Annotated in this window: 8 protein-coding genes; 4 read left to right on the forward strand and 4 right to left on the reverse strand. The window is 31.7% G+C overall.

Annotated features, from left to right (window positions below):
* Positions 1-76 precede the first annotated feature (76 nt).
* Positions 77-3289: a TonB-dependent receptor gene (locus ACQYZ7_RS10510; RefSeq protein ID WP_430729702.1), complete on the forward strand. Its 3213-nt coding sequence runs from the start codon at positions 77-79 to the stop codon at positions 3287-3289.
* Positions 3290-3534: 245 nt separating this feature from the next.
* Here the strand turns inward: ACQYZ7_RS10510 and lysA are convergent, their stop codons facing one another.
* The 3 genes from lysA to ACQYZ7_RS10525 form a co-directional block, all read right to left on the reverse strand.
* A complete protein-coding gene (gene lysA, locus ACQYZ7_RS10515; protein WP_430729703.1) occupies positions 3535-4740 on the reverse strand; it encodes a diaminopimelate decarboxylase in 1206 nt (401 codons plus the stop codon).
* Positions 4741-5019: 279 nt separating this feature from the next.
* The gene (pepT, locus tag ACQYZ7_RS10520; protein WP_430729704.1) at positions 5020-6258 is read right to left on the reverse strand and encodes a peptidase T; all 1239 of its coding nucleotides are present in this window, start codon (positions 6256-6258) and stop codon (positions 5020-5022) included.
* 71 nt (positions 6259-6329) lie between these two features.
* Positions 6330-7403 carry a DUF3810 domain-containing protein gene (locus ACQYZ7_RS10525; protein ID WP_430729705.1) on the reverse strand — a complete coding sequence of 358 codons (1074 nt, stop codon included), beginning with the start codon at positions 7401-7403 and terminating at the stop codon, positions 6330-6332.
* A 127-nt stretch (positions 7404-7530) separates the two neighbouring features.
* On the opposite strand from ACQYZ7_RS10525, the gene dnaB reads away from it, so the two are divergent.
* Positions 7531-9045 carry a replicative DNA helicase gene (gene dnaB / locus ACQYZ7_RS10530; RefSeq protein ID WP_430729706.1) on the forward strand — a complete coding sequence of 505 codons (1515 nt, stop codon included), beginning with the start codon at positions 7531-7533 and terminating at the stop codon, positions 9043-9045.
* A gap of 147 nt (positions 9046-9192) precedes the next feature.
* Positions 9193-10377, forward strand: coding sequence for an asparagine synthetase B (locus ACQYZ7_RS10535; protein ID WP_430729707.1), 1185 nt, complete (start codon positions 9193-9195; stop codon positions 10375-10377).
* Here ACQYZ7_RS10535 and ACQYZ7_RS10540 read toward each other — a convergent pair.
* Positions 10374-12044 (reverse strand): helix-turn-helix domain-containing protein, encoded by a 1671-nt coding sequence (locus ACQYZ7_RS10540; RefSeq protein WP_430729708.1) that lies wholly within the window; start codon positions 12042-12044, stop codon positions 10374-10376. The genes ACQYZ7_RS10535 and ACQYZ7_RS10540 overlap by 4 nt on opposite strands.
* Positions 12045-12368: 324 nt before the next feature.
* Between ACQYZ7_RS10540 and ACQYZ7_RS10545 the strand changes: the two genes are divergently transcribed.
* On the forward strand, positions 12369-13214 hold the full coding sequence (locus ACQYZ7_RS10545) for a transketolase (RefSeq protein ID WP_430729709.1): 846 nt from the start codon (positions 12369-12371) through the stop codon (positions 13212-13214).
* Positions 13215-13309 lie beyond the last annotated feature (95 nt).

A 13309-nucleotide genomic window follows, 5' to 3' on the forward strand; every position in this document is an offset into this window, starting at 1 on the left:
GAATAAATCCGCTCGGTCGAGCGGATTTTTTTTATGCTTAAATTTGAGATGTAACATAAACAAAATCAGAACTATTATGAAGAAATTAATAATTTTTTCTTTTGTTTTTTTGAGTTTATCCATCTATTCCCAGGTAACCACATCAAAAATAAAAGGAACTGTAACAGACAATCAAGGTGAACCTTTGTTTGGTGCTAATATTGTCGTTTTGCATGAGCCAACAGGTACTATATCAGGAGCTGTAGCTCAAGATAATGGTAGATATACCGTACCTAATTTAAGAGTAGGAGGGCCTTATAAAGTAACCTTTAGTTATATAGGGTTTGAATCACAAGAGGTAACTAATGTCTATTTAACTTTAGGTAAAACAACTAATATTGACGGTGTTTTATCTGAGGATGGAGAGCAATTAGAAGAAGTTGTTATTTCTTCTTCAAGAAGTAAAGTTTTTAATAATGATAGAACTGGAGCACAAACTAGTGTTAGTTCAATTCAACTAAAAACATTACCAACTATTTCACGTTCGGCTGCAGATTTTACTCGTTTAGAACCAACAGCTAGTGGAAATTCTTTCGGAGGGAGAAACGACCAGTTCAACAACTTTTCGTTAGATGGATCTATTTTTAACAATCCTTTTGGTTTAGATTCTCCAACACCAGGAGGGCAAACAGGTTCTCAGCCAATTTCATTAGATGCAATTGAACAAATTTCAGTTTCTACAGCACCGTATGATGTAACTTTGTCAGGTTTTACAGGAGCTTCTGTAAATGCTGTAACCAAAAGTGGTACTAACGAATTTACAGGTACAATTTATGGTTTTTACAGAAATCAAGATATGACTGGAGGAGAAATTAAAGGTCAAAAAGTTGTAAAACCTAAGTTAAGCCAAAGTCAATATGGAGTTAGTCTAGGAGGTCCTTTAATTAAAGATAAGTTATTTTTCTTTGCGAATTTTGAAAAAGATGACAGAGAAGATTTAGGTACAGCAGGTTGGGTACCGAATACTGGTAGTGGAGCTATTAATGAATCTAGAGTATTAGAGTCTGATATGATAGCTGTCCGTGATGCGTTAGCAGCTTTAGGATATAATACAGGAGCTTATGAAGGATTTACGTATGGCTCCGAATCTACTAAAGGAATTTTTAAATTAGATTGGAACATTAACGATAAAAATAGATTGGCGTTAATTTATAACTTTTTAAGAGCTTCAAAAGAAACTCCAGCCCATCCAACAGCTTTAGGTAATAGGGGGCCAAGTTTTTCTACATTACAATTTGAAAATTCTGGGTACGAAATTAATAACAATCTAAACTCTTTTCAGCTAGAGCTAAACTCTAACTTATCAGAAACAACAACCAACAAGTTACAAATAGGGTATACGCATTTTGATGATTTTAGAAACCCTTTATCTGCACCTGCACCAGTAATTTCTATTGAAGATGATAGCGGTAGTAATTATATTATAGCTGGTCATGAGCCTTTTTCTATTCACAATACACTAGATCAACGAGTTTTTCAATTGACAAATAATATGAATTTTTTCAAAGGAGATCATACATATACAGTTGGTTTTTCATTTGAACAATTTGAATTTGAAAACTCATTTAATCTAGGGTCCTATGATAATTTCGGAACCTTTCCTTATAGAGGAACATTTAATATCCCAGGTTTTGGAGGACCATATCCTAATATGATTAATTTTTTAAATGATGCAGCTGATCCCAATGGTATTTTAGCGACTAATTTAGCTTATGCAAAAAGCAGATATGATGCTCAAAATGCAGCAGGAGTAGGAGTAGATGGCGGTTGGAAATTATCTGAGTTAAATGTAGGTCAGTTAGCTTTTTACGTACAAGATGAATGGGAAGTGAACGATAAGTTTAAGTTAACTTATGGTGTTCGTTTTGATAAGCCTTTGTATTTCAATACTTCTAGTTTGATTCAGAAATTTATAGACACTGATAATGGCGCAACAAGAGATACTTCAGTATTGTACTACAACCCTAATACAGGTGAAGAACAACAATTACTTTCAACCAAAATGCCTACGAATCAATGGTTAATTTCACCGAGAGTAGGTTTTAATTGGGATGTAAAAGGAGATAATACGATGCAGCTTCGTGGAGGTTCAGGTGTATTCACAGGACGTTTACCTTTTGTGTGGATTGGAAACCAGGTAAGTGGGGCAGATGATGGTTTTTTCCAATTGGTTGATCCAGATTTTAAATTTCCACAAGTATGGAGAACAAATTTAGGTTTAGATTGGAAGTTTGAAAATGGAATTATAGCGACTACTGACATTTCTTATACAAAGGATATCAATGGAGCACATGTACAAAACTGGGGATTAAGAGAGCCTAGTGCGACTTTAAATACGCCATTTGATACTAGAGAAATATATGACGGAAGTGATAAAGGAAATAATGCTTACGTATTTACAAACTCTGATAAAGGTCGTGTTTGGAATGCTTCTTTAAAGCTTCAAAAAACTTTTGATAATGGGTTGTATACAAGTGTAGCCTATAATTACTTAAATGCAAAAGACGTAAACTCTATTGAAGCAGAAATCACTGGAGATGCTTTTGCCTTTAACCCTGTGATAGGAAATGCAAACAATGATATGTTGTCATACTCTAAATATGGAGATACGCATAGAGTTATTGGTATACTTTCTAAAAAGTTTACTTATGGAGGAGATAAGTTTGCAACTACTATCTCAACTTTCTTTGAGTATGCACAAGGCGGAAGGTTTAATTATACTTATGGAGGAGATATTAATAATGATGGTTCAGCTGTAAACGATTTACTATATGTTCCTACAAGCTCAGAAGTAAATCAAATGCAATTTAGTGACCCTGCTCAAGCAGCAGCTTTTGAAAGTTACATACAGCAAGATGATTATTTAAATGGAATTAGAGGGCAGTACGTTGAGCGTTACGGAGCTTTAGCACCATGGAGAGGTAAATGGGATTTAAAAATATTACAAGACTTTAATTTTAATGTGTCTGATGAAAAACAAAATACAATACAGTTAAGCCTTGATATTTTAAATGTAGGAAATTTAATTAATTCTGATTGGGGAGTGGTTCAACAACCTAATAATTTACAACCTTTAGGTATTAGATTCCCTGATGTAGATCCTACGAACACAGATCCTGCTAATTATGTGCCGGATTATTCTAAAGCTCCTACATATACATTTAACACTAATCAAGAGCAAACATTTGGTTTCGATTCTAGTTTGCTTTCTCGTTGGCAAATGCAAATAGGTTTACGTTACATATTCTAAAAAAAATAATATCTAAAACTAATAAAAGCCGCTCATATTTTTGGGTGGTTTTTTAGCTTATTAATTACGTATGTTGTAATAAAGGGGGGTTTTCCTGTGAAAAATTTAAAATAAATAGGTGATATTTGTAGATGTAAATAAAGATAGGGGACTTTATTACAACGTTTTAAAATATAGTCTTTGAGGGGTTGATTATATTTTAAAAAAACTCTGGCCTTATTAGGTCAGAGTTTTTAAGTGTAGAATTATAATGTAATACTTTCTTGATTCTTTAGAAGATCTTCCATAGTTTCTCTCTTCCTAATTAAATAATCTTTTCCTTTATAAACCATAACTTCAGCTGGTCTATATCTTGAATTATAGTTAGAAGCCATAGAAAAACAATAAGCACCTGCGTTATGGAAACATAAAATATCATCTTCAGATATTTCACTTATTCTTCTATTAGACCCAAAGGTGTCATTTTCACAAATATATCCAACTATACTGTAAAATCGCTCTCTTCCTTTTGGATTAGTTAAGTTTTCTATATAATGATAAGAGTTATAAAACATTGGGCGTATTAAGTGATTTAAACCACTATCAATACCAGCAAAAACAGTTGAAGTTGTTTGCTTAATAACATTTACTTTTGCTAAAAAATACCCAGCTTCACTCACTAAAAACTTTCCAGGCTCAAACATAAGAGTAACTTCCTTTCCATAATTTTTACAAAATTCATTAAATCGCGTAGTTAATTTTTTACCCAATTCATTTATATCAGTTGAAATATCATCTTTTTTGTAAGGCACTTTAAACCCGCTTCCGAAATCAATAAAATCAATATTTTTAAATTGTCTAGCAACGTCAAATAAAATTTCTGTAGCTCTTATAAAAGTATCAATATCTAAAATATCCGAACCAGTATGCATATGAATTCCATTAATATGCATACCAGTATTTTCAACTACTCTTTTTATATGAGGAACTTGGTGAATTGAAATTCCAAATTTAGAGTCGATATGACCTACTGATATTTTACTGTTTCCACCTGCCATTACGTGTGGGTTAATTCGAATACAAACAGGAATTTTAGGGTGCTTTTGCCCGAATAATTCTAAAATAGATAGATTATCAATATTAATTTGTACTCCTAGTTTGGCAACTTCCTCTATTTCTTGTAAAGAAACACCATTAGGTGTGTATATAATTTCATGTGGTTCAAAACCTGCAAGTAAACCAAGTTTGACTTCTTGAATAGAAACTGTGTCTAATCCGCTGTTAAGCTTATTAAAAACCTTTAAGATATTAATGTTTGATAAAGCTTTAACGGCATAATTAATTTTTACATTTTTCACTTTAGAAAAAGCCGTTGTTATCTTTTTATACTGAGAAATAATTTTTTCTGTATCGTAAACATACAAAGGTGACTGATATTTATCAGCTAGCTTTAAAAGGTCTTGTCTATTCATTTACTTTAATATTTATCGGCAAAAGTATAGAGGAGAACTATTACAAAAAATAAAATGAAAGAAATTCACAAATTTGTATTTTTTTGTGAAATTAGGTGTTTTACGTCTAGGTAAAAGGGAATTTTCCTATAATATAATCTTTTAAAAAGAATCATATTTGCCACGAAATAAATTTAAGGGGGGTTATTTCAAACAGAATGGTATTTTTTAAGGGGTAAAATATCATAAAAAAAACTCTAGTGAAAGCTAGAGTTTTTGATTTTATAAAATGATGTAAGATTAATTAAATTTTACAGCTACTTTTTGAGCAATTCCTACAATTACCTCACTAGCTTTTACAATACTTTCAGCAGGAACATATTCGTAACGTCCATGGAAGTTATGTCCACCAGCAAAAATGTTAGGACAAGGTAAACCTTTATATGATAATTGAGAACCATCCGTACCACCACGTATAGGCTTAATTAATGGAGTAATTCCCATGTCTTTCATTACTTCTTCAGCAATATCAACAATATGCATTACAGGAGTTACCTTTTCTTTCATGTTAAAATACTGATCTTTGATATCAACAGTAATTAACTTTTGTCCACGCTTAGCGTTTAAAACTTCTGCTAAATCTAATATTGCTTTTTTACGGTTGTTAAACTGATCCATATCATGATCTCTAATAATATAGCTCAACGTAGTTTGTTCAACTTTACCTTCCATGTGGTGTAAGTGGAAAAAACCTTCATAACCAGTTGTTCTTTCAGGAACTTCATCTTCAGGTAAAGCATTGATAAACTCACTAGCAATAAGCATTGAGTTTATCATTTTTCCTTTTGCATATCCAGGGTGCACAATTTTACCGTTAATAGTAACCGTAGCACCAGCTGCATTAAAGTTTTCATATTCTAGTTCACCAATTTGGCTTCCGTCCATGGTATAAGCCCACTCAGCTCCAAACTTTTCTACATCAAATAGGTGTGCACCTTTACCAACTTCTTCATCAGGAGTAAAGCAAATACGGATTTTTCCATGTTTAATTTCTGGGTTTTGGATTAAGTATTCCATTGCAGAAACAATCTCTGTAACCCCAGCTTTATCATCAGCACCTAATAAAGTAGTACCGTCAGTAGTAATAATGGTTTGTCCTTTATATTGTAGTAAATCATCAAAATAATCAGGAGATAAAACGATGTTTTCTTCTTTATTTAATAAGATATCTTTTCCGTCGTAATTCTCATGAATTTGAGGTTTTACATTAGCTCCAGTAAAATCTGGACTAGTATCAACATGAGCAACAAAACCAATTGTTGGTACTTCGTAATCTAAATTACTAGGTAAGGTTGCCATTAAATAACAGTTCTCGTCTAATTCAACATCTTCCATTCCTATTTCCTTTAGTTCTTTTTCAAGAACCTTAGCTAAATCCCATTGTTTTTCAGTACTAGGAAATGCGGGGTTATTAGGATCACTTTCAGTATCAATAGTTACATACTTTACAAATCGGTCGATTATATGTTGTTTGTTCATCGTAGTATTTTTAAAAGCATCAAAAATAGCCATTTCAAATGTATTTTGTCAATTGAAATACAATGAAATTTTCAGGAACCTTTCTTTTTGAAATAGGCTATTAATAAATCGACAACATAACTGTAGGATTGAATTCCTTTTGATTGATTATTGGCTTTAAGGTAAGAGTTGTACCCTTTCTTTAAGTAAGGTTCAATAGGATTTTTAAACTGCTTCCAATGTAAATAAGTAGCCTTATAATCTTTATAAATACCTTTGTTTACAGTTTTAGCTATTTCTTTTCCTAATTCTTTATCTCTCTTATAAACTTGACCAATACAATAATTATAAGCCATACGATACCCAGAATACTTAAAATACAAGTCTTTATTAGCTATTGAGGCTAAAAAACTCACAAAATTAGCGTCGTTTTCAGCAGCCCAACCAATTTGGTGTGCCATTTCATGGCAGGTAGTTGCAGGGTAACCAGTTTTAGGAATCATATTATTTACTTGAGCTTCTCCAGTTATTGGATTTAAATATCCTGAAGTTCCATTATAAGACTGAAATAAACTTACCAATGAACTTTTAACTGAAGAAGCTTGGTAAGTCAGTTGAGGATAAATTTTAGATAATTCTAGGAATCCGTTAGGAGCCAAATTGTAAACTTCTCTCTGAGAATAGGGAACAATTATAGCTACTGAATCATTTTTTGTTATTTGTAAATGAACTTTGTTTAGTTCTGTTACAATCTGTTTAGTAGTTGAAATTAATTCTTCAGTTGTATAGGTAGATTGTTTCAGTCCAAGATTCTTAGCTAAAGGCTCTCTAAAATAATTCAATCCCCAAAAAGCATAAAAACAAAAATAAATAATGGATAGAATTGCGATAAATTTTACTAACTTAGGAAGGAAGTTTTGGAACCTTTTTTTGATTAAAAAATAGATAGATTTTAATAAAAGGTATAGTAAACCAAAACCAATTATGTCCCCAACAGAAAAAGGAATCCATCCTAAAATAACTCGAAAGAACTGTGAAATATATGGATAAATTCCATTGCTGTAATAAAACTCAACCCATTGTGGTTTTTGACTTATAAAAAGCACTAAAATTACCTGAATAGGTAAAAATAAAGCAACAAAAAAATATTTTTTTAGGTTATGCATGCCTTCAAAAATAAGAAAGTTGTAACGTTATCAACAAGTTAATAACAGTTTATTTACAAAAAATGTGCATAAAGAAAATTGAGCATAGTCTCTACAAATATCATCTTAAAAATTTACTTTTGCTGTTATGGAAAGAACCCAATCCCTCAAAGGAACAAAAATAGATAAAGCTAGAATTATAAGCTTAGAAAAAGGGAAATTACCACCGCAGGCTTTAGAGTTAGAGGAGGCTGTTTTAGGTGCTATGATGATTGATAAAAAAGGGATTGATGAAGTAATTGATATTCTACACCCTGATGCTTTTTATGATAAGAGACATCAAGAAATTTATGCGGCCATTTATGCGCTCTTTCAAAACTCAGAACCAATTGATTTACTTTCAGTATCAAATCAGTTAAAGAAAAATGGAAAATTAGATTTAGCAGGAGGAGATTTTTACTTAATTGGTTTAACTCAAAAAGTAGCCTCATCTGCACATATAGAATTTCACTCTAGAATTATTCTTGAAAAATTCATTCAACGTAAGCTAATTACTATCTCTTCAGAAATTATTGAAAATGCGTATGATGAAACAGTTGATGTTTTTGATTTATTAGATGACGCCGAAGGAAAACTATTTGAAGTAACACAAGGAAACCTTAAAAAAGGAGCAGAAAGAGCTGATTCGTTAGTACAACAATCGATTAATAAAATCCAAGAGATTTCTACCAAGGAAGGAATGAGTGGTTTGGCCACTGGGTTTACAAAACTAGATGCTTTAACATCAGGTTGGCAGCCTTCCGATTTAATTATCATTGCAGCTCGTCCTGGTATGGGTAAAACAGCCTTCGTAATATCGATGGCAAAGAACATGGCAATTGATTTTAATCATGCGGTAGCTGTATTTTCATTAGAGATGTCATCTGTACAGTTAATCACCCGTATGATTTCTTCTGAGACAGGATTGACATCAGAAAAATTACGTAAAGGAAACTTAGAACCACACGAATGGGAGCAATTGAATGTGAAAGTAAAAAAACTTTCAGACGCGCCTATTTTTATTGATGATACACCTGCACTATCTATTTTCGATTTACGTGCAAAAGCTCGTCGTTTAGTGTCACAACACGGAGTTAAAATATTAATTATTGATTACTTACAGTTAATGACAGCTGGGGGAGCAGGAGGTAACCGTGAACAAGAAATTTCGACGATTTCACGTAACTTAAAAGCACTAGGTAAAGAATTAAATGTACCTGTAATTGCACTTTCTCAGTTATCGCGTGCGGTTGAAACCCGTGGAGGAAGTAAACGTCCGTTACTATCCGATCTTCGTGAATCGGGAGCGATTGAGCAAGATGCCGATATTGTATCATTTATTTATCGTCCTGAATACTATGGAATGACTGAATGGGATGACGACGATCATTCACCATGTGAAGGGCAAGGAGAGTTTATCGTTGCAAAACACCGTAACGGTGGATTGGATAATATCCGTTTGAAGTTTACAGGACACTTAGCAAAATTCTCAGATTTAGAAGAAGGGTTTAGTAGTGAATTCCAATCAAGTATGAACTCAGGGTTTAATGATGAAGTAGCGTCTAGTAATTTTGCTTCACCAGAAGATGCTTTTGGATCAAGTGATGATGATGTTCCGTTTTAATCTTTAAATAAAACTTAAAATATAACTGAATACACAATTGCTAAAAAGTAATTGTGTATTTTAGTTTTTGATATGAAACAATTTCTCTACATACTAACATTTTTTCTTTTTTCCAACTCGCTATGGGCATCCTTTATTTATGTACCCATGAGTAATGAAAATCAAAAAAACCATTTAAAAGCTTATGGTATTGTGTATTATGCTTTAGAAAATGGGTTGAAGGCAAAATGGTTATTAAATTATGATGGAGGTGCTTTTTTAATTGAGAATAATGAAGCTGTTGAAAAAGAATGTAAAATACGAGGTGTATCGTATCAAATCATTTCAGATACTAAATCAGCATTAATTTTAGAAGAAATTTCATCACCATCTAAAAATCAAGAAGCAGTAACTTTAGAAAAAGCGCCCAAAATTGCGGTGTATTCACCGAAAGATAAAATGCCATGGGATGATGCGGTAACGATGGTATTAACTTATGCTGAAATTCCATTTGATATAATATATGATGAAGAGGTGTTGAATGATAAATTGCTGTTGTACGAGTGGCTGCATTTACATCATGAAGATTTTACAGGTCAATATGGTCGATTCTATGGAGCATTTAGAACTGCTCCTTGGTATATTCAACAGAAAAAAGATGCAGAAACCTTAGCAAAAAGGTTAGGGTATAATAAAGTATCTGAAGAAAAAGGAGCAGTGGCCAAAAAAATTAGAGATTATGTAGTTGGTGGTGGGTTTATGTTTGCCATGTGTTCTGCGACTGATAGTTTTGATATCGCATTAGCAGCCGATGGCGTGGATATATGTGAAGGAATGTTTGATGGAGATGCTTCAGAACCTAATTATCAATCGAAAATTAACTTTAATAAAACACTTGCGTTTAAAGATTTTGAATTGATTCGTAACCCTACTACCTATGAGTTTTCTTCAATAGATATGACTCGTAAGCGAAGAATAAGAAAAGAGGTAGACTATTTTGTGTTGAAAGAATTTTCGGCAAAATGGGATCAAGTTCCAACAATGCTTACCCAAAATCATACTATGTTAGTTAAAGGTTTTATGGGACAAACAACTTCTTTTGATCCTAACACAATAAAATCTACAGTCATTGTTTTAGGAGGCAATAAAACCAATGGAGAGGGACGCTATATTCACGGAACAAAAGGGAAAGGAATGTTTACTTTTTATGGTGGTCATGATCCTGAAGATTATCAGCATAGAGTAGGAGACCCTAAAACAGAGTTAGACTTACACCCAACCTCTCCTGGATATCGTTTAATATTAAACAATGTATTATTTCCTGCAGCTAAAAAGAAAAAACAAAAGACCTAATTTTTTTTAGATTTTTCTAACTCTTTAATAAAATATGACGGTTTTATACCAGTTAATTTATAGAAAGCGTTTGAAAAAGATTCTGCACTTTTAAAACCAACCTCTTTAGCAATAGCTTTTATGGTATACTTTCTCCATAAAGCATTGTTTTTAAGTTTTTCAATGGTGTATTCAACTCTGAGGTTATTGATGTAGTTAGAAAAAGAGTTTTTTTTATGTTGATTAATTATTTTAGATAGGTAACTCGTATTAGTATCTAACCTATCAGCTAATAATTGTAAGTTTATTTTTGAGTTTAAAAAATCTGCATTTTTTTCAAATGACTCAAGCCCATTTATAATGGTATTAATAGTTTCATTAGAAAGTTCGTGCTTATTGGTAGGTTGTGCTTCTTCTTTACTTGCAGGTTCCTTTTCATTAACTAATGCTATAAAACGCTTTTTTAAAGTTCTCTTTTTATTTATTTGATATACTATTAAGGTAAAGGATAGTACTAAAAGAGAAATATAAATTATTTTATTTCTTCTAGACTCTTGAACTTCTTTTTCTAACTTTTCTATAACTTGTTTCTTCTCTGATACTAGGTTGGGAATGTCGTATTCTTCAGTGAGTGTTTTATTTATTTTATTTTTTTCATTTAATTTAAAATCTTTTATTTCTAGTAACTTATTTATATATAGTAATTGTTTCTTTAAGTTTTTATTCTTTTTGTATTGGTTGATTAAATATTTATAGGTGTCTTCTAAATATTTACTCGGTATCTCTCTTACGTTAAATAAAGAGTCTGCTTTTAAATGATATTTTAAGGCATTTTTTTTATCCTTTAAAAAATTGTATTGAACTCCTATTTTAGCATAAACCCTAATCAAAATTCTATAGTTTTCATCACTAATGATGTATGGAATAGATTTTTTATACGAGGCAATTGATTCATTATAATTTTTCCTTCTATTTTCTATACTACCTAATATATAAAAAGAATATCCTAGACTCAAACTATCATTTATTTTTTCATATAAGCTTACAGCTTTATTATTATAAAAAAAGGCGGAATCAATTTTATTAAGTTTTTTGTATGCGGAAGCAATATTTAAAGGAAGGGTAGAGAAATCTTCATGGTTTAAGTATTTTTTTTGTTTAGCAAAAAGATAAGCTTTTTTATAGAGTGTTAATGCTTTTTCAACTTCTCCAACTGAACTTTTAATCATAGCAAGCTGAATAAAAAGTAGATGTTTTAGGCTATCATTTTTTCTTAAAGTTTGTTTACTTAACGTTAGTTCTTCTAAAGCTTTACTATTTATTCCTTCATGAAAATAAAATATTGATTTATGATAATATATAGCTGAGGGAAAATTTTTAGAAGGGTGTTTTTTAGTAATATTAATTAAAGAATCACAAAAATTTAAATAAATGTTTTTATCATTTAAAATATCAGCTAAAAAAAACTTTCCTTCTAACATGTTCATGGTATCATTTTCAATAACAGCTTTATTATGGATAGCCTTTGCATATTTAGCTGCTTTTAAAGTATCATGCTTATTTACATAAAATGAATCAACCAGTTCTTGAAACTTTTTTTGGGATAAAGTGTCTTTTTTTATTTGAATTTTAGAGAAAACCTCTAAACTAAATCCCACAATAAGGAATAAAAAAAATATTTTTTTCATAACAATTAATCAACTAGAATTCAAAAATACCAAAAAAAACGTGATTTTGTGTTTTGGGTTAAGTTATTGCAAATAAAGTCTTTACACTTTTATGGAAGTCGGTTTTTATAAAATCCGTGTATAAGTATTTGTGTATAAGGGAAACAAATAAGTTATTTGAGCCACGTAAATAAAGGGTTCAATAACGATTCATTTAGAACGGGAAAATTAAACGAAAAAGAAAACTTAATTTAGATGAACCCTTTTTCTTTCTTACTTAAATAAAAAAGTAATTGCTCATTTTTACATAATCAATTACATTTGTGGGCATAAAACAAAACAATAATGCCAACAACACAACAATTACAAGAGTTTACACAACAAGTTCGTAGAGACATCGTTCGCATGGTACATGCTGTAAATTCAGGACACCCAGGAGGTTCTTTAGGGTGTGCAGAATTTTTTACGTGTTTATACCAAGAAATCATGGATTATTCTACTGATTTTTCTATGGATGGTAAAAACGAAGATTTATTCTTTTTATCTAACGGACATATTTCACCAGTTTATTATAGTGTTTTAGCTCGTAGTGGATTTTTTCCAGTAGCAGAGTTAGATACTTTTAGAAAATTAGACTCTCGTTTACAAGGGCACCCAACCACACATGAGCATTTACCAGGAATACGTATTGCTTCAGGGTCGTTAGGTCAAGGTATGAGTGTTGCTATTGGTACAGCCCAAGCAAAAAAGTTAGACGGTGATAACAAAATTGTATATTCATTACATGGTGATGGAGAATTACAAGAAGGTCAAGTTTGGGAAGCTGTAATGTATGCAGCGGCTAAAAAAGTTGACAACTTAATTTCTACGGTAGACGTAAACGAAAAGCAAATTGATGGTTCTACGGATGAAGTTTTAGCTATGGGAAGCTTAAAAGCTAAATTTGAAGCTTTTGGTTGGGATGTTGTAGAAATTGCTGAAGGGAATAATATAGACGCTGTTTTAGCAGGAATGGCAGAAGCAAAGTCACGTACAGGAAACGGAAAGCCAGTTTGCGTATTATTACGTACCGAAATGGGGAACGGAGTTGATTTTATGATGCATACACATGCATGGCATGGTAAAGCACCAAACGATGAGCAATTAGAGGTTGCCTTAGCTCAAAATCCAGAAACCTTAGGAGATTATTAAGAAAAGTATAAACAATATTATAAGCGCCATTACGAACTAAGTAATGGCGCTTTTATTTTATGAAAATCTTTACAAAAAAAAGTAAGTAATACCGT

This window comes from Tenacibaculum sp. SDUM215027 (assembly GCF_050566205.1).
In the GTDB taxonomy this organism is placed as follows: domain Bacteria; phylum Bacteroidota; class Bacteroidia; order Flavobacteriales; family Flavobacteriaceae; genus Polaribacter.